The sequence below is a fragment of the Thauera sp. ZXT1-4 genome, from assembly GCF_052598215.2.
Genome location: NZ_JBQWSN020000018.1, coordinates 42,072 through 62,692, shown reverse-complemented (window position 1 = coordinate 62,692; position 20,621 = coordinate 42,072). Strand labels below are relative to the sequence as shown.

Annotated in this window: 21 protein-coding genes; 7 read left to right on the top strand and 14 right to left on the bottom strand. The window is 69.3% G+C overall.

Features of this window, described 5'->3' with window-relative positions; all coding sequences use genetic code 11:
• Positions 1–153: 153 nt before the first annotated feature.
• The 6 genes from ACUH78_RS13740 to ACUH78_RS13715 form a co-directional block, all read right to left on the bottom strand.
• Positions 154–384 carry a hexameric tyrosine-coordinated heme protein gene (locus ACUH78_RS13740; protein WP_435751273.1) on the bottom strand — a complete coding sequence of 77 codons (231 nt, stop codon included), beginning with the start codon at positions 382–384 and terminating at the stop codon, positions 154–156.
• 428 nt (positions 385–812) lie between these two features.
• Complete coding sequence (locus ACUH78_RS13735) at positions 813–1,502, bottom strand: zinc metallopeptidase (protein ID WP_445333742.1); 690 nt, start codon at positions 1,500–1,502, stop codon at positions 813–815.
• A gap of 124 nt (positions 1,503–1,626) precedes the next feature.
• Positions 1,627–2,724: an NAD(P)/FAD-dependent oxidoreductase gene (locus ACUH78_RS13730; RefSeq protein ID WP_445333744.1), complete on the bottom strand. Its 1,098-nt coding sequence runs from the start codon at positions 2,722–2,724 to the stop codon at positions 1,627–1,629.
• A 35-nt stretch (positions 2,725–2,759) separates the two neighbouring features.
• On the bottom strand, positions 2,760–3,308 hold the full coding sequence (locus tag ACUH78_RS13725) for a chromate transporter (protein WP_418364621.1): 549 nt from the start codon (positions 3,306–3,308) through the stop codon (positions 2,760–2,762).
• Positions 3,305–3,949, bottom strand: a complete 645-nt coding sequence (locus ACUH78_RS13720) for a chromate transporter (RefSeq protein ID WP_445333741.1) — start codon at positions 3,947–3,949, stop codon at positions 3,305–3,307. Before ACUH78_RS13720 ends, ACUH78_RS13725 begins: the two co-directional genes overlap by 4 nt.
• Positions 3,946–4,722, bottom strand: a complete 777-nt coding sequence (locus ACUH78_RS13715; protein WP_445333740.1) for a 2'-5' RNA ligase family protein — start codon at positions 4,720–4,722, stop codon at positions 3,946–3,948. The genes ACUH78_RS13720 and ACUH78_RS13715 overlap by 4 nt, the downstream gene beginning before the upstream one ends.
• A gap of 98 nt (positions 4,723–4,820) precedes the next feature.
• Here ACUH78_RS13715 and ACUH78_RS13710 point away from each other — a divergent pair, with 98 nt between their 5' ends.
• Together ACUH78_RS13710 and ACUH78_RS13705 are read left to right on the top strand one after the other, a co-directional pair.
• Complete coding sequence (locus ACUH78_RS13710; protein WP_445333743.1) at positions 4,821–5,720, top strand: alpha/beta fold hydrolase; 900 nt, start codon at positions 4,821–4,823, stop codon at positions 5,718–5,720.
• A gap of 96 nt (positions 5,721–5,816) precedes the next feature.
• Positions 5,817–7,052 (top strand): FIST signal transduction protein, encoded by a 1,236-nt coding sequence (locus ACUH78_RS13705; protein WP_445333739.1) that lies wholly within the window; start codon positions 5,817–5,819, stop codon positions 7,050–7,052.
• Here the strand turns inward: ACUH78_RS13705 and ACUH78_RS13700 are convergent.
• The gene (locus ACUH78_RS13700) at positions 6,992–8,377 is read right to left on the bottom strand and encodes an ABC1 kinase family protein (RefSeq protein ID WP_445333738.1); all 1,386 of its coding nucleotides are present in this window, start codon (positions 8,375–8,377) and stop codon (positions 6,992–6,994) included. The genes ACUH78_RS13705 and ACUH78_RS13700 overlap by 61 nt on opposite strands.
• Positions 8,378–8,418: 41 nt before the next feature.
• Positions 8,419–8,877 (bottom strand): DUF3429 domain-containing protein, encoded by a 459-nt coding sequence (locus ACUH78_RS13695; protein ID WP_418364421.1) that lies wholly within the window; start codon positions 8,875–8,877, stop codon positions 8,419–8,421.
• Between the two features lie 229 nt (positions 8,878–9,106).
• Between ACUH78_RS13695 and ACUH78_RS13690 the strand changes: the two genes are divergently transcribed.
• Genes ACUH78_RS13690 through ACUH78_RS13675 form a run of 4 tightly spaced genes read left to right on the top strand, consistent with a single transcriptional unit; the run spans position 9,107 to position 12,074 of the window.
• Positions 9,107–10,123: an NAD(P)/FAD-dependent oxidoreductase gene (locus ACUH78_RS13690; protein WP_445333737.1), complete on the top strand. Its 1,017-nt coding sequence runs from the start codon at positions 9,107–9,109 to the stop codon at positions 10,121–10,123.
• The gene (locus tag ACUH78_RS13685) at positions 10,092–10,565 is read left to right on the top strand and encodes a deoxyribodipyrimidine photo-lyase (protein ID WP_445333736.1); all 474 of its coding nucleotides are present in this window, start codon (positions 10,092–10,094) and stop codon (positions 10,563–10,565) included. The genes ACUH78_RS13690 and ACUH78_RS13685 overlap by 32 nt, the downstream gene beginning before the upstream one ends.
• Positions 10,480–10,734: a DUF2256 domain-containing protein gene (locus ACUH78_RS13680; protein ID WP_445333735.1), complete on the top strand. Its 255-nt coding sequence runs from the start codon at positions 10,480–10,482 to the stop codon at positions 10,732–10,734. The genes ACUH78_RS13685 and ACUH78_RS13680 overlap by 86 nt, the downstream gene beginning before the upstream one ends.
• Positions 10,734–12,074: a DASH family cryptochrome gene (locus ACUH78_RS13675; protein ID WP_445333734.1), complete on the top strand. Its 1,341-nt coding sequence runs from the start codon at positions 10,734–10,736 to the stop codon at positions 12,072–12,074. The genes ACUH78_RS13680 and ACUH78_RS13675 overlap by 1 nt, the downstream gene beginning before the upstream one ends.
• Before the next feature lie 118 nt (positions 12,075–12,192).
• Here the strand turns inward: ACUH78_RS13675 and ACUH78_RS13670 are convergent, their stop codons facing one another.
• From ACUH78_RS13670 to ACUH78_RS13655, 4 genes are all read right to left on the bottom strand, one after another.
• On the bottom strand, positions 12,193–13,113 hold the full coding sequence (locus ACUH78_RS13670) for a DMT family transporter (RefSeq protein WP_418364423.1): 921 nt from the start codon (positions 13,111–13,113) through the stop codon (positions 12,193–12,195).
• A 124-nt stretch (positions 13,114–13,237) separates the two neighbouring features.
• Positions 13,238–14,641 carry a 3'-5' exonuclease family protein gene (locus ACUH78_RS13665; RefSeq protein ID WP_445333733.1) on the bottom strand — a complete coding sequence of 468 codons (1,404 nt, stop codon included), beginning with the start codon at positions 14,639–14,641 and terminating at the stop codon, positions 13,238–13,240.
• A 105-nt stretch (positions 14,642–14,746) separates the two neighbouring features.
• Positions 14,747–14,950, bottom strand: coding sequence for a heavy-metal-associated domain-containing protein (locus ACUH78_RS13660; protein WP_418364425.1), 204 nt, complete (start codon positions 14,948–14,950; stop codon positions 14,747–14,749).
• A 93-nt stretch (positions 14,951–15,043) separates the two neighbouring features.
• The gene (locus ACUH78_RS13655; protein WP_445333732.1) at positions 15,044–16,225 is read right to left on the bottom strand and encodes a glycosyltransferase; all 1,182 of its coding nucleotides are present in this window, start codon (positions 16,223–16,225) and stop codon (positions 15,044–15,046) included.
• A 171-nt stretch (positions 16,226–16,396) separates the two neighbouring features.
• Here ACUH78_RS13655 and ACUH78_RS13650 point away from each other — a divergent pair, with 171 nt between their 5' ends.
• The gene (locus ACUH78_RS13650) at positions 16,397–18,964 is read left to right on the top strand and encodes an EAL domain-containing protein (protein WP_445333731.1); all 2,568 of its coding nucleotides are present in this window, start codon (positions 16,397–16,399) and stop codon (positions 18,962–18,964) included.
• A 68-nt stretch (positions 18,965–19,032) separates the two neighbouring features.
• Here the strand turns inward: ACUH78_RS13650 and ACUH78_RS13645 are convergent, their stop codons facing one another.
• Together ACUH78_RS13645 and ACUH78_RS13640 are read right to left on the bottom strand one after the other, a co-directional pair.
• The gene (locus ACUH78_RS13645) at positions 19,033–19,881 is read right to left on the bottom strand and encodes an EcsC family protein (protein ID WP_418364428.1); all 849 of its coding nucleotides are present in this window, start codon (positions 19,879–19,881) and stop codon (positions 19,033–19,035) included.
• A gap of 67 nt (positions 19,882–19,948) precedes the next feature.
• Positions 19,949–20,620, bottom strand: a complete 672-nt coding sequence (locus ACUH78_RS13640; protein WP_418364429.1) for a DsbA family oxidoreductase — start codon at positions 20,618–20,620, stop codon at positions 19,949–19,951.
• Position 20,621: the final 1 nt, after the last annotated feature.

Here is a 20,621-nt window from a genome sequence, read left to right as displayed (position 1 = left end):
GATTGTGGCCAAGGAAGACCTGGAGGCGCCGGTAGACTGGGCTAGACTCCGAAGGACGTTCGAATCGTCTCGGGCGCGCCAAAAATTCAGTGGGTCAGGTCTTCACGGGCCTGACCCATTTCCTTTTGTGCCCGGCGTAACGCACTGGGCCGCTTACTTGCGCCAGTAGTTGTTGGCGGCGGCGACGGTCTGGAAGTTGATCGCAATGACCTGTGAGGCCGCGGTCAGGGCTTCGGCGCTGTTGGCGTACTCGGGGCGCAGTTTGTGCAGCACTTCCGGGTCGGGCTGGGTGTATTTCACGCCGCGGCGGCTCAGGGTGATGGCCAGTTCATAGCCAGCCTGCGGGGTGGGGGTGATCAGTGTTTCAAGCCATTGGTCTGCCATGGTTCGGGCTCCTGTGAGGACGTTCGGGTATCGGGTCGATGCGGCTGCATCTTAGCGGAAAGTGCATTTTTTCCGCTGCACCTATTGCGCTTCTTGCGGGGTGGCCATGAGCTTGTCCGTGTCGAAGTCCTTGTAGCACAGCCGCTTCGGCAGCGCCTGTTGGTTCTCGGGCGGGTAATTTCGTACCCGCGCCCCATGTAGCGCGGAAGATCCAGGCTGGAGATCGTGTTCAGCGCCCGGGTGTCCCGTTTGGCGAGGCCGTCACAGGCATAGTGAGTTCGGACGCGAGCGTGAGCAGCAGCGCTGCGATCACGTTTCGGAGCCGGGGCGTTCCTTGGGGGTGAGAAGGGCTGAGGCCCTGTGCCTGCACCTTCTTCTCGCGCTGAAGAACGGCAGGGGTGTGGCCAGCCTGTTCGCCAATCGGCCGCTCACCGGCGCAGAAAGCGCAGCCAGGCCGCGATGTTGAGCAGCGTCATCAGCGATTGCCCGACGTAGGTCAGCGCGGCGGCCTCGAGGATCTTGCGCGCATGGGGCTGATCCGACGGGTGCAGGTAGCCGCCGCGCTCGAGCATCGGCAGCGCACGGCGGAAGCTGGCGTCGAACTCGGTGGGCAATGTCACCAGATGAACCACCGCAGCCAGGCCCATCGACAGCAGCCCCGCAAGCACGAAGAGTAGCCCGGGGGCGGGGTGACGGGTGAGGACGGTGATGACCGGCACCGCCACCATCATCATTGCGCCCAGGCGCTGGCCCTTGATGGCGAAGCGCACCAGGCGCTCGCGCAGTGCCAGCGGTGCGTAGCCTTCGGCGTGCTGCAGCGCGTGGCCAACCTCATGTGCGGCCACAGTGACGGCGGTCAGCGAGCGCTGGTGATAGGTATGCGCCGACAGGCGGACGGCGCGCGCCTCGGGGTCGTAGTGGTCGCCGGTCTCCGACTCTTCAACGCTGACCTGGGTGAGGCCGTGCTTGTCGAGCAGCATGCGCGCGAGCATGGCGCCGCTACCGTAGTAGCGGTCGACGGGGTCGCTGTAGCGCCGCAGCGTGCGCCGCACCCACCAGCCCGGCAGCCAGACGGCGAGCATCAGGATCGGCACCAGCACGAACAGGATTGGGGACATGGCGGTCTCGGTGAAGTCGTCAGGCGTCTGACCATGCGCCGCCGTGAGCGTTTCGTGCGGGCCGTGCCGGCGCGGCTTGTGGCGCCTCTGCCATGTACGCGCTGGCCCGTGCGGCGAACGCAGCTCAACAGATTGCCGCCACCCGTGCCCCGATCGCCAGCGCCGCGGTCAGCCCCGGCGACTCGATTCCGTACAGGTGCACCAACCCCGGTACGCCATGCGCGGATGGGCCGTCGATGCGGAAGTCGGCGTCCGCCTCGCCCGGGCCGACGATCTTCGGCCGCACGCCCGCGTAGGCGGGCTGCAGGCGGCCGTCGGCCAGCCCGGGCCACCAGCTACGGATGGCGGCGTAGAAGCGTTCGGCGCGCGCCGAGTCGACCTGGTAGTCCGGTTGCTCGATCCACTCCACGTCGGGGCCGAAGCGCGCCTGGCCGCCGAGGTCCAGGGTCAGATGCACGCCCAGCCCGCCCGCTTCGGGGACCGGGTAGATCAGGTGCGAGAACGGTGCGCGTCCGACGAGGCTGAAATACACCCCGCGTGCGTAAAAGGCCTGCGGTGCGCGCAGTGCAGCCGGGCCGGCGAGAGCATGGCCGAGCCGTGGTGCGTCCAGTCCGGCGGCGTTGATCACGCAGCGCGCACGCAGCTGCATTGGTGCGCTGCCGCCCACGTCCAGCACGATGCCGGCGCGGTCCGCCCGCCCGCCCCGCACCGGGCTGGCCAGCGCCAGCACGGCGCCTTTGCGCTCGGCGTCGGCCAGTAGCGCCTGCATCAGACCGTGGCTGTCGACGATGCCGGTGGAGGGCGAGAACAGCGCGCCTGCGGCGTCGAGTTCGGGTTCCAGTGTGCGCACGTCTGCGGCGCCCAGCGGGCGCAGATCATCCACGCCGTTGGCGCGCGCACGGGCGGCGATGGCTTCGAGCGCGGGCAACTGGGGCGCGCGGCTGGCCACCACCAGCTTGCCGAGGCGGCGGTGGGCGATGCCGCGCTCCGCACAGTAGGCATACAGCGCCTTGCGGCCGGCTACGCACAGCGTCGCCTTGAGCGAGCCGGGCGGATAGTACAGGCCGGCGTGGATGACCTCGCTGTTGCGCGCGCTGATGCCGGTGCCGAAGGCGGTCTCGCGCTCGAGCACGATCACCTCGCGCCCCGATTCTGCGAGGAACTTCGCGCATGCCAAGCCCACCACGCCGGCGCCGATCACCACCGCATCCACGTGCTCCATCATCTCCTTGCCCCTGCGGTACGGGTGGCCACTGCTCACACCAGGCCCAGCGCGCCCGCGGCGGCACCGACCAGGATCATCCAGATCGGCGCCAGCTTCGTCTTCAGCGTGGCCGCTGCGGTGAGTCCGATCAGCGCCAGCGCCCCGGCACGATGCGCGGGGTCGCCGATGAAAGGCAGCGCCAGCAGCCAGCCTGTGGCGAACACCAATCCCACCGTGACCGGTGCCAGCCCGGCGGTGAAGGCGCGCACCAGCGGTGTGTCGCGGCGCGTGGCGCCCCAGCGGCTCACGCCGAGCGACAGCAGGGTCGAGGGCAGCAGGATACCCACCAGCGCCGCCACTGCCCCGGGAATGCCGGCCACCTGAAAACCGAGCACCGGCACGAACAGCACGTTCGGGCCCGGCGCCGCCTGGGCGAGCGCGATCGCGGTGGTGAAGTCAGCCTCGCCCAGCCAGCCGCGCTCCACCACGAGGTAGCGGTGCATCTCGGGCGCGGTCGACATCGCGCCCCCGATCGACAGCAGCGACAGCACCAGGAAGCGCAGGAAGAGTTCAAGCAGATCGGCCGCTGGCAGAGTGCTCACCATGTCCGGTCCTTGGCACGGGCGTGCGTATGGGCTCGCGCGATGCGCCAGCGGGCAAGCCCCCAGGCGGTGAGGCCCAGGCCGATCACGACCCAGGCGAGCGGCAGACGCAGGACCGCGATCGCGACTAGTGTCGTGAGCCCGAGCGCAGTGCACAGCGCCGGGCCGAGCACGTTGCCGCGCAGGGTGACGAGCATCTTCAGCGCCATGGCCAGAATCAGCCCGGCAGCGACGGCTCCCATGCCGCGCAGCGCGCCTGCCACAGCGGGATAGCGGGAGAGCTCCTGGTAGCTGGCAGCGAGCACGAGCACCACCAGGATCGGTGCGAGCAGCATGCCGGAAACCGCGGCCAGCGCACCGCGCCAGCCGAAGTAGCGGTCGCCGATCATCAGCGACAGGTTCACCACGTTGGGGCCGGGGAGCAACTGGGCGACGGCATAGAGTTCGATGAATTCGTGGCGGGTGAGCCAGGTGCGCCGGTCCACCAGCTCGCGCTGTGCAACGGCGAGCACGCCGCCGAAGCCCTGTAGCGCAAGCAGGCTGAAGGCGACGAACAGTGCGGTGAGCGAGGCGGGGCGTGCCAGGGTCGCTGCGGCGTCCGGCATCGTGGGCGTGGCTGCGGACCGGGGGCTGTGCTTCATGTCGCCTCCGTGCGCGCGTGTTGGGGGGCATGCAGCAGTCCAGGGTCCCGCGCCGCCGTGTGGCCCGACAGTGCAACATCGTGGTCCAGCAGGGCGGATGCGCTCGCATGCCAGTGCAGGTGGCCGTCGTCCAGACCATAATCGGCGACCTTGAACAGCGTGCCGCCGATCTCCGCCGCGACATATCCCATCAGGCTCAGGTGCGTGATCCGGCAGTGCAGGCGGGGTGTGTCGGCAAGCGGCTCGAAGCGCTGCGCCACCGCAGCCGTGGGCCAGGCATCGGCATACAGGCCGACGGTGACGTGGGGCACGTAGAGGCCCTGCGGGTGCGCAGCCTCGGCATGCAGGCAGCGGCGGAGGGTGGCGAGCGCAGTACCGTCGTCCTCCACGTGCAGGAAGGGCGCCGAGGAGAAGCTCTCCAGTCCGCCGATCTCGATGTCGAAGCCGCCCGGATTGGCCGTTTGCAATGCGGCAAGCTGCGCGGCGATCCGCTCGAAATCGAATTCGTCGTGTGCAGGGCGGCCGGACCTGGCCGGAAAGCCGCACAGCGCGAGCGTGACGTGCGGTTGGCGTGCGTAGCCGTCGAGCAGCAGGCCGGTCAGCGCGTGCTGCGCCGCGGCCACCCGTGCCCGCACTGCAGGGGTGTCCACGTCGAGCGCCCACAGCAGGTAGTGCGACCGGCCGCGTCGCCACGCGTGGAAGTCACGCCGCTCGTTGCGTATGGTGAAAGGCGTGGCGAGAAATTGTCGGCGCAGGAAGGCGGGGTCGGTCATCGGCCAGAATGCCCGGAGCGATGTGTATGCGCGCTCGGGGCAGCTAGAATTGAGACATGAACACGAATCCGATTGTCCCGGAAAACGACCGGGTCCGCATGTCCGACGCAGAGGGTTCCGCGCCGGTGCACAAGCCTTCCACGGTCGAGCGCGTGGTGGTGCGCGGCCTCGAGTATGCGGTGCGCCGCTGGGGGCCGGTGGATGCGCCGCAGCTTTTCCTGCTGCACGGCTGGATGGATTCCTCTCCCACCTTTCAGTTCGTGGTCGATGCGCTGCGCGAGGACTGGCAGATCATTGCCCCCGACTGGCGCGGATTCGGCGGCAGCACCTGGCTCGGGCACAGTTACTGGTTCCCCGACTACTACGCAGACCTCGATGCGCTGCTCGATCACTACTCGCCCGGGCGGCCAGCACGCCTGGTCGGGCACAGCATGGGCGCGGCCGTGGCCGGGGCGTATGCAGGGCTGCGCCCGCCGCGGGTGGGGCAGCTGGTGATGATGGACTTCCTCGGCCTCAAGCCGCCCCCCGAGGCGGACGCGCCCCTGCTGCTCGGCAAGTGGCTCGACGCGCAGGCCCAGCCGCCGCGCCTGCCCACGCATGCGGACCATGCCGCGTTCGCGCGCCGGCTGTGCGCGGTCAATCCGCGCCTGAGGCCTGAGCGGGCCGAATTCCTCGCCCGCCACGTTGGCCGTGTGGCGGCGGATGGGCGGGTGGAGATGGCTTGTGATCCATGGCACAAGGTGCCTTCGCCCTTCGTGTATCGCATCGAGGACGCCATGGCGTGCTGGCGACAGGTCACTGCGCCGACCTTGATGCTGTTTGCCGGGCAGGGCTACGTTAACGATCGCTTCGGGGATGCGCCTGCCGAGCTTCGCCACCGCCTGGACTGCTTCGCCAAGCACCGGGTCGTCACCATCACCGATGCCGGGCACAACCTGCAGCACGACCAGCCCGAACAGGTGGCGGCCGCGCTGGAGGCCTTTTTGTCGCGCGCCTGAGGCCGGCGCGGCGGGAACGGCGTACCGGCGGCCGCTGTCTGTGCGGTGCGCGCCCTGCATGCTTCCCTTCGGCGCCAGGCTCATTGGAGGATTTTGATGTCGCAGCCCCCGGGCCCTACCCGTTTCGTCGCCAGTCACGCCGCGCACAACGACTGGCGCGTCGCGCTGCAGCGCGCGCTCGATACATTGCTGCACGATGCCCGGGTTGCGACCGTGCACGCCTTCGAGCGCACTGGCGAGACGCTCGAGTTCAGCCTCGGCCTGTGTTACCTCACCGATCATTTCGCGGTGGAGGCCGAGCACATCCTCGCGGCGCTGCAGCACCGCCTGCCGGGTGTGCACTGGGCTGGAACGGTGGGCGTGGGTGTGCTCGCAAGCGGCGCCGAGCATTTTGATGAAGCCGCACTGGCGCTGATGCTTGCGCCCTTGCCGCGGCGTAGCTTCCGCGTTTTTTCGGGGCGGCAGCCCCTGCGCGCCTACAGTGGCGACTTTCATCCGCATACTGCGCTGGTGCATGCCGATGGCCGCACGCCCGACCTGCAGGAGTTGCTCCCCGAACTGGCCGAACGTACGGCGGGAGGCTATCTTTTCGGTGGTTTAACCGCTTCGCGCGGGCGCAGTGTTCAGATCGCCGATGCGGTGTTCGATGGCGGCGGTCTGTCGGGCGTTGCTTTTGCTGCGGAAATCGGCGTTGTGTCGCGCGTGACGCAGGGCTGTCGCCCGATCGGCCCGCGCAGGGTGGTGAGCCGGGTGCAGGACAACCTCGTGCTTTCCCTCGATGGTCGTGCTGCGCTCGACTGCGCCATGGCCGACCTCGGCCTGCCGCCCGACATGGCCTTCGAGCCGGTGGCGCAGGCGCTGGCGAACACGCTTGCCGGGGTGCATCCGGCCGAGGACGATGGGGCGCAGGAAGAGGGGGATTTCGGTGCCGACATGCTCGTGCGTCATATTGTCGGCATGGACCCTGGGGCGGGACTGGTGGCGATCGCAGATGCGGACGCGGTGACGAAGGGGGCTTCGCTGGTGTTCTGCCGGCGCGACCCGCAAACCGCGCTCGCGGATCTGCAGCGGGCCGCACGCGAGATTCGTGACGCCTTGGTCGACAGCGGCCGGGTCGCGCTGGGCGCGGTGTATGTAAGCTGTTCCGGCCGCGGCCAGCGCCATTTCGGCGCCCCGGCTGCCGAATCGGGCGCGATTCGCGATGTGCTGGGCGATCTGCCGATGGTGGGTTTCTTCGCCGGCGGTGAGATCGCCCGCAACCGGCTGTATGGCTACACCGGCGTGCTGACGGTATTCACCGCGCCTGCAGGCCGGTCTGGCGCACCAAGGTAGGGCGCCACCAGGCTGCCCACGTTCACCCGCGCCCGCAGCCGCGCGGCGAGCAGATACAGTCCGCCCAGCTTGCGGTGCAGGAACAGCGCGTCGGCTGGCGGGGTGTGCCAGAAGTCGCGCTCCATGCTCAGGGCGAGCCCGGCGTCGCGCAAGCGCAGCGCCAGGCCGCTGGTGCCGAAATCGTAGGGGCCGGCATGGCGCAAGGGTTCGCAGGCGGTGGAGAACAGGTCGATCACCGCTTCGCGCTGGGCGGCGTGGATATTGCCCTGGAAGTAGCCGATGGCCTCCGCCGCCTCGGCCATGGTTGCGCGGTCGCCGCCGATCGTCGCTGCGATCAAGCGGCGATAGGCCTCGACCACCGCTTCAGCGTAGGGCCGGGTGGCGCCGAAGTCGAGCAGCACCAGGCGCCCGCCTTCTGGCTCGAAGCGGTAGTTGGCGAAGTTGGGGTCGGTCTGGATCAGGCGGAATTCGAACAGCTCGCGGAACAGCAGCCCGATCAGGCGGCTTGCCAGGTGGTCGCGCACCGACTGGTCGGCGTCCGTGAGTGACTCCACCGCTACACCGTCCACCCAGCTCATCGCGAGAATGTCGCTGCGGGTCAGTGCGTCGACCGCGCGAGGTAGCACGAAGTCGGTCTCGCCTGCGAGCAGTCGGCCGAAGCGGTGCAGGTTCTCCGCCTCGCGCCGGTAGTCGGCTTCCTCGTGCAGCTGGCGCTTGGCTTCGGTGAGCAGTGGTTCGAGATCGAGCGATCTCGGTAGCAAGCCCGAGACGCGCAGCAAGGTCGCCACGTTGTCCACGTCGCTGTCGATGCTGCGGCGCACGCCCGGATACTGCAGCTTGATCGCCAGTTCCTGACCGTCGTGGGTGCGTGCCCGGTGCACCTGGCCGATCGAGGCCGCTGCGCAGGGGGTGAAGGAGAAGCGCTCGAAGCCTTGCTCCCAGCCCTTGCCCCAGTGCGTTTCAAGCACTTCGACCACCTGGCTCATCGGCATCGTGCGCGCGTCCTCGCGCAGGCGGGCGAGGATCCCGGTGAGCTCGGCCGGAAGCAGACTGCCGGCGTCCATCGACATCAGCTGACCGACCTTCATAGCCGCTCCGCGCAACTGTGCGAGCTGATCTGCGACGCGGCGCGCGTTGGCGGGGGTCAGGACCAGCTCGCGTGCCGTCGGGCGCTTGCCGGCGGCGAGCTGACGGGCCCCTTCGGCGAGCATGCCGCCCGCCACGCCGGTAGCGAGGCTGCCGAGGCGAGCAAGGCGCGATAGCCGGCCGCCGGGTACGGCGGTGCTTCGGGGGGTGGCTTCGGACTCGGTGGCGTTGGGGTTCATGAGGACCTTCATCGTGGGTGGGTGTACAGGGCCGGCCGGGTTCAGTATGGCCACTGCACGAATGCCCCGGCGACCAGCGCGATGCAGGCCACCGTGGTGAGCTGCAGCCGGAGTGGCAGGTACCACGCCGGGAGTCGCGCATGCCGGGCAAGGCGCCTGTCCTGCACATAATGCAGCACGAAGCCTGCCACGAGCAGGATTGCCGCATCGGCGGGCACGAGCAGCAGTGCCGGCCAGGCGAGCAGCGAGGGCACCACGCTCCACAGCAGGGTGCGCGTGCGGCGGGTGTCGTCCAGTCCTGGGAGCGTCATGGCGAACCCCCAGTGCAGGGCGCACACGAAGCTGAGGATTACCGCGCCGTACGCGAACAGCGCATCGCTCCAGGTCAGGCCGTGGTTTGGGTCGAGCAGACTGGCGGGGGCCAGTATCACGAAGGGGACCAGGCCGGCATAGCCGAGCCGGTGGGCCGTGCTGCGAAGGGCGTCGGACGGAGCGTTCATGTGCGGTGACCGGTCGAGTTGCGTGGGTGCGGAGGAGGCGGACACGTTCCTGCGCGGAATCGGTTTGACGTGGACGAGGCGGTGACGTGCGCCACTAGATCACCTTCACGCGCCTCGATCGTTGCCGGATGCTAGCCGCGAGGACCTAGGTTGTCCAGGACAAAAGGTGTATCTTTGGCGCGAGAAGAGACGACCCCAATCGCGGTCGTCAAATACCGTGGGTGTGATCATGAAGCCTCCCTTGCATTACGCCGTGATCGGAGCCGGCATGGCCGGCCTGCGCTGCGCACGGGCACTTGTTGAAGCCGGTGTTCGCGTAACTGTCCTGGACAAGAGTCGTGGCCCATCGGGGCGCATGAGTACCCGCCGTGGTGAGGGCTGGGCCTGTGACCATGGCGCGCAGTACTTCACGGCGCGTGACCCGCTGTTCCAGGCCGAGGTGGCGCGCTGGCGGGCCGCCGGCGTTGCGGATGCCTGGCAGGCGCGGCTGACCGTGCTCGAGGCCGACGGCCGGCGCGCGGGCGGTGGCGACGAGGCTCGCTTCGTCGGCACGCCGCGCATGACGGCCCCGGCGCGCCTGCTGGCCGAAGGTCTGGACCTGCGCCTGCAGGCCACGGTGAATGCGCTGGACCGTTATCCGCACGGCTGGGAGCTCGCCAGCGCTGAGCGCGGGCTGATGCCCGAGGCCTTCGACGGCGTACTGCTCGCCGTGCCCGCGCCGCAGGCAGTACCGCTGCTGGGACCGGTGGTGCCGGCGCTCGCCGAGGTGGCTCGGGCCGCGCGCATGCAGGGCTGCTGGGCGTTGATGGCGCGCTTCGAGGCGCCGCTGGCGCTTGACTTCGATGCGGCCTTCGTCAATCACGGCCCGCTGCGCTGGATCGCTCGCGACAGCAGCAAGCCTGGGCGCGAGGGTCCGGAAACCTGGACGTTGCACGCGAGCGCCGAATGGAGCGAGACCCATCTCGAGGACAGCCCCGAGCAGGTGGCCGCGGCGCTGCTCGCGGCCTTCCGCGCGCTCGGCGGCGAGGCGCCCCTGGCGTGGTCGGCGCACCGCTGGCGCTACGCGATCACCGAGTCGGCGGTTGAGGGCGGCTGCGTATGGGCGCCCGAGGACAGTATCGGTCTGTGCGGCGACTGGCTGAACGGCGGCCGCGTGGAAGGCGCCTGGCTGAGCGGCCACGCGCTGGCGCAGCGCGTGCTTGCGAGTGTGCGCGATGGACTTCAGCCTGGTCTGGTTCAAGCGTGATCTGCGCGTCGCCGATCATGGCGCGCTCGCCGCGGCGGCGCGCCAGGGTCCGGTGCTGTGCGTGGTCATCGTCGAGCCCACGCTGTGGGCGCAGCCGGATGCCGCACGCCAGCACTACGCGTTCATGCTCGAGAGCGCACGCGAGCTGCACGCCGAGCTGCGCCGCGTCGGGGCCGTGCTGCCCGAGCCGTCGCGACTGCAGTTCGTGTCGCTGCCGGTGTCCTTGCAGCCGGGCGAGTGCGCGGCCTGGCCGCAGCAGGGCGCGGTGGTGGCGACGCGCGCGGCCAAGGCGCGCGTGCATGCGCTGCGGGCGCATCCGGAGGTGCGGGCGGCGAAGGCGGCGATCGTGGAGCGGCATGGCTCGCGCAAGCGGTCGGAGGGGCGGCGGCGCAAGGCGGCGGCGAGTGCTGGCAGTGCGGCGCAGCTGGATCTGGAGTTTTGAGGGTGGCAGGGCGATGGGAATGCGGCGCAAGGGGGATCTGCCGACCAAGCTGTGCGCGGGCTGCGGGCGGCCGTTCGCGTGGCGGAAGAAATGGGAACGGGTGTGGGACGAGGTGCGGTACTGCTCGGAGCGTTGCCGACGGAGTCGCCCAAGGGCGGAGCTGGGCTGATGGGTTCGGAGCTCGTGATCTTCTGGTTTCGCAACGATCTGCGCCTGGGGGACAACCTGGCGCTGGTCGAGGCGTGTGGGGCGGCTGGGCGGGTGCTGCCGGTGTATTGCCATGACCCGGCGGCCGAGGCGTCGACGCGCTGGGGCTTTGCGCGCCGAGGGCCGCATCGGCGTGCCCTCCTCGCTGCGGCGCTGGCGGATCTGGATCAGACGCTGCGTGCGCGGGAGAGCCGCTTGCTGCAGCTGCGTGGGGTGCCGGGCGCGGTTCTGCCCGCGCTGGCGCGGGCGCTGGGGGCGGAGCGGGTGGTGTGTGAGGCGATCGCCGCGCCGGAGGAAGAGGACGAGGTCGCGGCGCTGCGTGCGGCGGGGCTGCGGGTGAAGACGGTGTGGCAGTCGAGCCTGCTCGATCCGGCGGGGTTGCCGTTTGCGGTGGCGCATCTGCCGAAGGTGTTCACGGCCTTCCGCCAGGTGGTGGAGTCGGCGGGTGTGCTGCCGGCCGCGCCCCTGGCAGCGCCCGAGGCCTTGCCGCCTTGCCCGCCGCTCGCGTCGCTGGACGAGGCGCTCATCGCGGGCTGCGGCGATCGCAGCGAGCCCGTGGTGGAGGCGGGCGCCGAGCGTTTCGAGGAGGCGTCCTTCCCCTGGTGGCAGCCGGCGTTCGCCGGGGGCGAGCGGGCTGCGCTGGCGCATGTGGCGCGCTACTTCGCCGGCGATCTGCCGAGGCACTACAAGGCGACGCGCAACGGGCTGAGCGGGGTCGATTTCTCCAGCAAGCTCTCGCCCTGGCTGGCACAGGGGGCCTTGTCGCCGCGGGTGGCCCTTGCTGCGCTGCGCCGACACGAGGCCGAGCAGGGCGCAAGCGATGGGACCTACTGGCTGTGGTTCGAACTGCTGTGGCGGGACTACTTTCGTTTCCTACACCTTCAGCACGGCCGCAGGCTGTACCGGGCGCGCGGGTTGAACGAGGAGGCGCCGATGCCCGCGCACGACCCGGCGGCGTTCGCGGCGTGGTGCGAGGGGCGCACCGGGCACGCCTTCATCGACGGCGGCATGCGCGAGCTCGCGGCAACCGGCTGGCTGTCGAACCGGATGCGCCAGGTGGTTGCCAGCTACCTGATCTACGACCTGGGCTGCGACTGGCGCGCGGGCGCGGCGTGGTTCGAGGCGCAGCTGGTCGATTACGACGTCTACAGCAACCAGGGCAACTGGCTCTATATCGCCGGCCGCGGCACCGATCCGCGCGGCGGACGGCGCTTCGATCCGGACAAGCAGGCGGCCACATACGACGCCGACGGTGCCTACCGGGCGCGGTGGGCCGAGCCTGGTCGGCGTGCTGGCGATTGAACGCGCGCGCCCGTCAGTCGCGAGCGTGCCGCGCGCAAGCCCTTCGATCTTGCCCGGGCCCCGCTCCGCGGCGACGGGCCACGCGTGCCGCCAATTGCGTGGCGGCCCTTTCCGGCGTTCAGCGTGAGCGGAATCCGCGCAAGCGCGAGAGCGCCGCAGGCGGCAGCGCGCCGAGCAGTGCGCCGGCCGACACCACCATGATGCCGACGATGGTGGTGAGGCCGAGCGCCTCGCCCAGGATCAGGAAGGCGCCCACGGCGGTGACGGCGGGCACCAGCGCCAGCATCATCGAGGCCTCGCTCGCGCCCACCTTCTGCACCGCGTAGCTGTAGAAGCCGCCAGCCACCAGCGCGGCGATCACGCCCTGGTACACGCCTTGCAGCGTGATCGCGCCCCAGCTCTGGGCGGCCAGATTGCCCGGCAGCCAGAGCAGATATACCGGCAGGTAGGCGAGCGCCGAGAATGTGGCGATGCCCAGCATCCCGTATTGCGGCTTGACCTGCCAGCGCCGCATCAGCAGGCCGAACACCGCCCAGCACAGCGCGGCAGCGAGGAAAAGCAGGTCGCCGACCCATTCACTTCCGTGCGCGGGCGCGAGCAGGCTCTCGAAGCCGATCAGCAGCAGGCCGGCGGTCGACAGCAACAGCGCGATAACGGTGGGGCGGGCGATGCGAAAGCCGCTCGTCACCGCCATGATCACGATGGTCCAGAACGGGATGCCACCATTGACGAACACCCCGGCGTGCGCGCTCGGCGCGAACGCGAAGCCGGAATAGACCAGGATGCCGTAGCCCAGCCCGGCCACCGCCGCGAGCACCATGTGGCGCGGCCAGTCCCGGCGCGGCACGAAATACAGGTAGAGCGGGAGCGCGATTGCGCCCGATACGCCGAAGCGCAGCGCGGCGATGTCGAAGGGCGTGAAGCTGGCGGTGGCGCCGAAGCGCGACACGATGTTGAAGCCGGACCAGAACACCACCACGGCGAGCGCGGCGAGCAGGCCGCGGACGGCGTCGGCGTGGGAGGGGTGGTTGTGGGGCAATTTGGGTCCGTGGAGCGTCGGGGGTGCGACTGTAACCGTTCGTTCGCCGGCAGCACAGTGCGTATCGGCGCTGACAGGGTGTGATCGGGCTGAGAGGGGCCTGTGGCCGGCGTGGCCTGGATGGTCAGAGCATCAGAATTGGGAGCCTTTTCACCGCCTTGATCAGGATCTTGTAGATGTCCAGGTCGAAGGTCGGGCGGCCGGACTCCAGAATGTTGGCGAGCATGGCTTCGTCGGTGGCGGTGCCGAGCCAGCGCCAGCCGTCGATGACGTGGAGTGCCTCGCCCTCGCGGAGGCCGATCGGGCCGGGCCAGGTCCAGTGCTCGACCTTGAGCGTGTGCAGGGCCTCGATCAGGCGCAGGGCGTGGGCCTGGGGGGATTCGCCGCCGTGGCAGGCACCGCGGCAGCGCTTCAACTGGAAGCCGAAGCAGCGCGCGCCCTGGGGTTTTTTTTCCAGGCCGAGCAGGGGTGGGCACAGGGCGTGGTCGCGCGCGAGGGCGCGCAGGCGGTTTGTCGCCTCGCGGCGGGTGCGGAAGAAGCCGTAGAGGTCGTCGCGGCGGCCGAAGTCGAGGTCGGCGGCATGCACTAGCTCGAGCCGCCAGTCGCCGACGATGTCGGTGGCGAGGCGCCAGGTGCACAGCTCGCGGTTGCGGCGCAGCTGGCGGTTGTGGGTGGGCTGCAGGCGCTTGACGAGGCGGGCTTCCTCCAGCAGCGCGCCGATCTCGCCGGCGGTCTCGATCCACTCGATGTGGCGCACCTGCTGCGAGAGGCTCAGCTCGCGGTCGCTCTGGTGGTCGGCAGCGAAGTGCGACAGCACGCGGCTGCGCAGACGGGTGCTCTTGCCGATGTAGAGCGGCAGTTCGCCATCGGTCTCGCCGCCGCGTTCGCCGTAGAACAGATACACGCCGGGCGTTTCGGGCAGGCCGGCGATCTGTTCGGGGTCGAGGTGGGGCGGCAGGCTGGGGCGGCCGATGAGTTCGCGCACCATGGCCTCGAGGTAGCCGGGCGGGAAGCGCTCGTGAATCTTCTGCCAGAACTGCCACAGCAGCTGGGCGTCACCGAGCGCGCGGTGGCGGTCTGCGACCATGAGGCCGTGGCGCTCGACGAGGTGGTCGAGGCCGTGGTGGCGGTGTTCGGGGAACAGCCGGCGCGACAGCTTCACGGTGCACAGCACCTGCGGCCGCATGTCGAGCCCGGCGCGGCGGAAGGCGGCGCGCAGGTGACCGTGGTCGAAGCGAGCGTTGTGGGCGACGAAAAGGCGGCCGTCGAGGCGGTCGAAGACCTCGCCGGCGATGTCCGCAAAGCGTGGCGCGTCGGCCACCATGGCGTCGTCGATGCCGGTGAGGCGCTGGATGTACTCGGGAATACGCGACTCGGGACGCACCAGGGTGGACCACTCGCGCATGCCGTCCTCGTCGACCTGGAGGATGCCGATCTCGGTGATCGATTCGCATTGGGCGGGGCCGCCGGTGGTCTCGATGTCGACGAAGGCGAGGCCGCCGGGGACGTAGCGGGGGAAGGCGTTCAAGTCGCGCGGGCGGAAAGAGTTGTGGAGGAAAGGCGCTGTGGGCACGGGCTTGCCGTTGCCATTCCGGCGGGGCGCGGTCGATCCGGCGGCGCTGCGGGTACTACTTCAGCGCACGCCGAAGCCGGCATCCTCGATGGCCTGGTGGATGTCGGACTCGGACACGAGGGCGCCGTGCTCGATGCTTGCGGCGCCGGTGTCGAGCGCGATCTCGAGATAGCCGATGCCGGGCAGGTCCTGGATGGCGTTGGTCACGAGGCGAAGGCACTGCTCGTCGCGCATGCCGGTGATGGTGAGGGTGGTGGTCTGCATGGTGCGAATCCGACTGTGAGGAATGAACTGGGTTCCCCACATCTTGTCTGTGGCGGTCGGCGGCGGCAAGGCCGCCGACAGGCCGCCTGGGGGTCAGGCTGACGTGCCTGCCGCCGAATCCGCGGTGTGGTGCGCGAGTTGGCGTCGATACAGATCGGCGAGGCGTGCGGCCATCATCTGGTCGCCCCACTCGGCGGCGTGGAGGCGCGCTGCGGCGGCGAGCTGTCTGCGCAGCCGGAGGTCGGCGAGCACCGCTTCGACTTCGGCTGCGAAGCCTGCCGGGTGATCGGGCGCGGTCCGTGTGCCGCGTTGGGGGGAGAGGATGTCGGTGGTGCCCATCGCGGCCAGCGCCACCACCGGCAGCCCCGCAGCCATCGCTTCGAGCAGGACCAGGCCCTGGGTTTCGGTGCGCGAGGCGAACACGAACACGTCGGCAGCGGCGTAGCAGTCGGGCAGCCGCTTGCGGCGCTCGAGATAGCCGACAAAGCGCACCGTGCGTGCGAGCCCGTCGCGCAGCACGCGCTGTTGCAGGCTTGGCGCGGCCGGGCCTTCGCCGGCGATGACGAGCACGAAGCCCGGGTGCCGGGCGCGGAGCAGGGCGGCAACTTCAAGCAGGAAGCCGATGTTCTTCTCGTGCGCGACGCGTCCGATGTAGAGCGCCATCGGGGCGTGCTCGGGGATGTCGTACAGACGGCGGAAGTGAAGCCCGTCGCCGGCAGCGAAATCGCGCACCGGAACGCCCGTGGGCAGGATCTCCATCGGCGTATGAACGCCGTAGCCGGCGAGCCGCTCGTGCATCGCGGTAGAAGGCACGACCACGCTGTCGACCGCGTTGCACTGGGCGCGGGACACGCGCCGTGCCAGCGCGCGCAAGGCGCCAGCGGGCAGGAAGGGGGCGTAGTGGTGCAGGTACTCCTCGAAGAAGGTGTGATAGGTCAGCAGCACCGGGCGGGCGTGGGCACGTGCGGCGCGCAGGCCGGCGCGGTGGGCGGCAAAGGGGGTCTGGATGTGCACAAGATCGCAGCCGGCTGCCTCGCGCAGCGCGGCCTTGTGCATTGCGCCAGCGCGAACCAGCCGGTCTTCCGGGTCGAAGGGCAGGCGCAGGCCGGGGATGCGCACGATCCCCGGGGCTTCGGCTTCGTTGCCGTAGCGTGGCGCGATCAGGCGCACCTCGACGCCGAAGGCGGAAAGGGCGTTGCGGAAGGTCGCGATCGACGTGGAGACGCCATTCACCCGCGGAAAGAAGACGTCGGAAATCATCAATACCCGGATCATGAGTGCAGCATGCGCGGCACGTGTTACCGGGCAGTGAATTGCACAGGGTGTGATCTCGTCGACACGGTTCGCGGCGTATCGGTGCGACAATGGAATTTTTAATGCCACGGGTCGTGGCGGGCCGGCCATTGCCACCGGGTTCCGGGCCACGCCGCACCTTCTGTCCGTCAAATGAATCACCCAGAATCCATCGACTCCCTTGTCGACGAGCGTCTCCCCTTCCCCTACGCGGAGGAAGTGCGCGTCGGCAACGTCATCTGTCGTGACCTGCTCGAATGCAGCCCGGATGTTCCGCTGCACGAGGCCGCGCGTCGCATGAGCGAGCGCCGTGTCGGCTCCATCCTGGTGGTCGAAGGCGACGCCGTGCTGGGAATCTGGACCGAGCGCGATGCGCTTGCGGTGGATTTCGACGACCCCGAGACCTTCGAGCTCGCCGTGGGCGCGGTCATGAACGCTCCGGTGCGCACGGTATCCGAGGCGGTGCCGCTGCATGATCTCGCGGTGCGCTTTCGTGAGGAGCACCTGCGCCATCTGCTGGTGGTGGATGAGGACGGGCGCCGCATCGGCATCGTTTCGCAGTCCGACGTGGTGCTGAACCAGGGCATCGAGCACTACCTGAAGCTGCGCCGGATCGACTCCCTGCTCAAGGGCAGGCTCAGCGCGCTGCCGGCCTCTGCCGGCCTGGGAGAGGCGGCGCGCTGCATGCGCGAGGCCGGGCTCGATGCGGTGGCGGTGGATTTTGGCGAGCAGGCCGGCGATAGTGCCGAGGGGCGGTATGGCATCCTCACCGAGCGCGACGTGACCCGCCTCGTCGCGAGCCGCGTGAGCGATTGTCCGCTGGGTGAGCTTGCCACCCGGCCTCTGGTGGTCTGCGCCGACACCGAAAGCCTGTACGGGGTGCGTGCCCGGCTCGCCGAACGGCGCATCCGGCATATCGGCGTGCTCGGTGCCGATGGCGCGCTGATTGACCTGATCAGCTTCAAGGATATCCTCAGTGGCATGGAGCTGGCGTACGTGCACGAGCTGCAGCACGCGCTGCGCGCACGCGACCAGGCGCTGAGCAGCTCCCAGCGCAACCTGTATCTGGCAGAGAAAGTCATCGAAAGCTCGCTCGAGGGCATTCTGGTGACCGACGCGGACGCCCGCATCCTGTCGGTGAACCCCGCCTTCACGCGCATGACCGGGTATACCGCGGAAGAGGTCATCGGGCTCAACCCCTCGCTGCTGAACTCTGGCCGACAGAGCCCCGCCTTCTATGCGCGCATGTGGGAGAGCCTGCTGCAGGAGGGCCAGTGGCAGGGCGAGGTGTGGAACCGGCGCAAGAGTGGCGAGGTAAGCCCGCAGTTGCTGCACATCACCGCGATCCGCGACCGAGAGGGGCAGCTGACGCACTACGCCGCGCTGTTCACCGACATCAGCCGGCTCAAGGAGACCGAGGCGCGCATCCGCGACCTGGCCTATTACGACCCGCTCACCGGCTTGCCCAACCGCCGCCTGCTCGAAGACCGCCTGCAGGTGGAACTGGCGCATGCCGCGCGGTTGCGCTGCCGGCTGGCGGTGATGTTCGTGGACCTCGACCGCTTCAAGCGTATCAACGACAGCCTTGGCCACGAAGTCGGCGACCGGCTGCTGGTCGAGATCTCGCAGCGCCTGCGCGGCAGTCTGCGCGAGGATGATACGGTGGCGCGCATGGGGGGGGACGAGTTCCTCGTCATTCTCAACAACCTCGCCGGGCCGGACGAGGCCGCGATGATGGCGCGCCGGCTGGTGGGCGCCCTGCGTCGCCCGGTCCAGATCGAGGGCCGTGAGCTTGTGGTAACGACCAGCCTGGGGATCAGCATCTACCCGGACGATTCGCAGGATGCCAACACCCTCATCAAGTACGCGGACGTTGCGATGTACCGCGCCAAGGATGAGGGGCGCAACAGCTTCCAGCTCTTCGAGCCGGCGATGAATGCGCGCAGTCTGGAGCACCTCGCGCTCGAGACCGCCTTGCACCGTGCGCTACCACGCAACGAGTTGCTGCTGCATTTCCAGCCGCTGGTGGAGCCGGCCACGGGCAGGCCGGAGGCGGTAGAGGCGCTGCTGCGCTGGCAGCACCCCGACCTGGACCTGGTGTCGCCCGCCGATTTCATTCCGCTCGCCGAAGACACCGGGCTGATCGTGCCGATCGGCGAATGGGTGTTGCGCAACGCGTGTGAGCGTCACCGCGAATGGCGCGAGTCCGGCGGCGGATCGCTGCGCATGATGGTCAACATCTCGGCGCGCCAGTTTCGTGATGAGGGGTTCGTGGCGATGGTGGGCAGCGTCATCGCCGAAACCGGCATGCCGCCGGAGTGCCTGACCCTCGAGCTGACCGAGAGCATGCTGATGGATGCCACTGACCGTGCGATCGCCCGCCTGGAGCAGCTGCGTGCGCTGGGCGTGGGGTTGGCGATCGACGATTTCGGCACCGGCTATTCTTCCCTGGCCTACCTCAAGCGCTTCCCGATCGACGAGCTCAAGATCGACCGCCTGTTCGTGCGCGGCATCGATCGCAACGCCCGGGATGCCGCGCTGGTGTCGGCGATCATCTCGCTGGGCCACAGCCTGGGGCTGCGGGTGGTGGCCGAAGGCGTGGAGACACCCGGTCATCTGAAGGTGCTGCAGAGCGAGGGCTGCGATCTCGCGCAGGGCTTCCACTTCAGCCGGCCGCTGCCGTGGGCGCAGTTCGTGGAGGATTTTGGCGGGTCGGTCTGAGGGAGGTTCGCAGCCGGATCAAGATCCCGCTCCGCGTCCGCCTGCCGCGCTTCGTACTGCGTGCAGCTTCAGCGCGAGGAGCGGGTGTGGAACGCGCGCCTTGCCTCGCGCACGCGCGCATCCTCGGCCTCCAGGCGCCGCCACGCCGCATGCACCGCGTCCCGGCCGTAGTGGCGCTCCAGCCTGCGTACGGTGAAGTGGCCACGGCTCACGTCCTGGAAGTGGTCCATGAACATCAGGTTGATCGTCGCTCCGGCTGCTGCACCGATGCCCGGCACCAGCATGCCGGCCGCTTTCTGCGTGAGCTGTACCTTGTAGCGCGCAGCCACCATGGTGATCAGCCGCGCCAGCGCGGGCGCCCCCTCGCTGCTCAGCCCCTTCTGCGCGAAATGGCGTGCCGCTTCCGACACCGTGCCCGCCAGCGCTGCCCGTACCGCGTAGTAACCCGATTCGGCTGCGTCGTCGCTGCTCGCGTTGCCGCCGAGTGCAAACACCTCGAGCGCGGCCAGCCGCACCCGCGCATCGGAGATGTCTTCGCCCTCGCCACGCCCGATGTCCAGGATGGCCCGCATGATGAGCACCGTCGACAGCGGGATCTCCACGGTCAGCCCGGCCACGCCGAAGGCGCCGCCGCCTGCGCCGCTCACCGAGCCGAGCAGCTTGTGCAGCCGTGGCGAGGCTTCTCTGGGCGCGGGCTCCAGCGTGCGTGCGGCGGTGTCCATCGCCTTCATCAGCGCGTCATGTGCGAGCGCGCCGACCTTGCCGCGCCAGCTCGCCGGAAGTCGGGCCATGCCCTTTTCGAGCGGGCTGCCGATGAAGCTCGACAGCCGCGCGGCCAGGCTGGGCCGTTCCAGCAGCGCCCTCGCCTTGGCCAGCGCGCGCAGATCGGTGTCGGTGAGAAGGGAGGAATCGTTCATTGCGCTGCGGTTCCAGTCGGTGTGCTGCGTGGTCAGACGCACGCAAGCCGCGCGGCGTTCCCCGTGGTCAGGACGGTTTGCCCGTCTCGAGCGACTGCAGAACGGCTGCGCCCAGCACCGCGGCCGACTGCGCGCCCGAGACCGCCATGCGACGGTTGAGGATGAAGAAGGGCACGCCCTCGATCCCCTGCTTGCGTGCGCCGGCCGCCATGCGTTCGACGGCTTCGATGCTACCGCGACCGTCCAGCCACTCGCGAACCGTCTCGCTGCGCTCACCGCAACTGGCGGCGGCAATCCCGGCCAGCGTGTCGCGATCGCCGATGTCGCGGCCTTCCTGGAAGTGGGCGGCAAACAGCGCGTGTGCCAGCGTCCGGATGCGCTCAGGCTTCTGCCCCTGGGCCTGGGCGCGGTACATCAGGCGGTGTGCGTCCAGGGTGTTCGGACGCAGTGTGATGCGCTCGAAGGCGTAGTGCAGCCCGTCGGCCGAAGCGGCTTCACGCACCTTGTCGAGCGCCGCCTCGGTCTTGATCGGCCCGCCGAACTTGCTTTCGAGGAATTCGCGATACGGCTCGCCTGCGGCGGGGGTGTCCGGGTTGAGGAAGAAAGGCAGCCAGTTCACCCTGGGCTCGAGGTCGGGGCGGGATGCCTTCAGTTCCTCCAGCGCACGGTCGAGCCTGACCTTGGCAAGAAAGCACCAGGGGCAGACGAAGTCGGAAACGAGGTCGATGTTCAGGATCATG

Coding starts and splice junctions, on each gene's coding strand:
- ACUH78_RS13695 (WP_418364421.1), bottom strand. CDS start 8,877: ATGAACGCTCCGTCCGACGCCCTTCGCAGCACGGCCCACCGGCTCGGC.
- ACUH78_RS13655 (WP_445333732.1), bottom strand. CDS start 16,225: ATGATCCGGGTATTGATGATTTCCGACGTCTTCTTTCCGCGGGTGAAT.
- ACUH78_RS13690 (WP_445333737.1), top strand. CDS start 9,107: ATGAAGCCTCCCTTGCATTACGCCGTGATCGGAGCCGGCATGGCCGGC.
- ACUH78_RS13720 (WP_445333741.1), bottom strand. CDS start 3,949: ATGAAGCACAGCCCCCGGTCCGCAGCCACGCCCACGATGCCGGACGCC.
- ACUH78_RS13715 (WP_445333740.1), bottom strand. CDS start 4,722: ATGACCGACCCCGCCTTCCTGCGCCGACAATTTCTCGCCACGCCTTTC.
- ACUH78_RS13735 (WP_445333742.1), bottom strand. CDS start 1,502: ATGTCCCCAATCCTGTTCGTGCTGGTGCCGATCCTGATGCTCGCCGTC.
- ACUH78_RS13710 (WP_445333743.1), top strand. CDS start 4,821: ATGTCCGACGCAGAGGGTTCCGCGCCGGTGCACAAGCCTTCCACGGTC.
- ACUH78_RS13675 (WP_445333734.1), top strand. CDS start 10,734: ATGGGTTCGGAGCTCGTGATCTTCTGGTTTCGCAACGATCTGCGCCTG.
- ACUH78_RS13730 (WP_445333744.1), bottom strand. CDS start 2,724: ATGGAGCACGTGGATGCGGTGGTGATCGGCGCCGGCGTGGTGGGCTTG.
- ACUH78_RS13645 (WP_418364428.1), bottom strand. CDS start 19,881: ATGAACGATTCCTCCCTTCTCACCGACACCGATCTGCGCGCGCTGGCC.
- ACUH78_RS13640 (WP_418364429.1), bottom strand. CDS start 20,620: ATGATCCTGAACATCGACCTCGTTTCCGACTTCGTCTGCCCCTGGTGC.
- ACUH78_RS13660 (WP_418364425.1), bottom strand. CDS start 14,950: ATGCAGACCACCACCCTCACCATCACCGGCATGCGCGACGAGCAGTGC.
- ACUH78_RS13685 (WP_445333736.1), top strand. CDS start 10,092: ATGGACTTCAGCCTGGTCTGGTTCAAGCGTGATCTGCGCGTCGCCGAT.
- ACUH78_RS13705 (WP_445333739.1), top strand. CDS start 5,817: ATGTCGCAGCCCCCGGGCCCTACCCGTTTCGTCGCCAGTCACGCCGCG.
- ACUH78_RS13700 (WP_445333738.1), bottom strand. CDS start 8,377: ATGAACCCCAACGCCACCGAGTCCGAAGCCACCCCCCGAAGCACCGCC.
- ACUH78_RS13740 (WP_435751273.1), bottom strand. CDS start 384: ATGGCAGACCAATGGCTTGAAACACTGATCACCCCCACCCCGCAGGCT.
- ACUH78_RS13680 (WP_445333735.1), top strand. CDS start 10,480: ATGGCTCGCGCAAGCGGTCGGAGGGGCGGCGGCGCAAGGCGGCGGCGA.
- ACUH78_RS13650 (WP_445333731.1), top strand. CDS start 16,397: ATGAATCACCCAGAATCCATCGACTCCCTTGTCGACGAGCGTCTCCCC.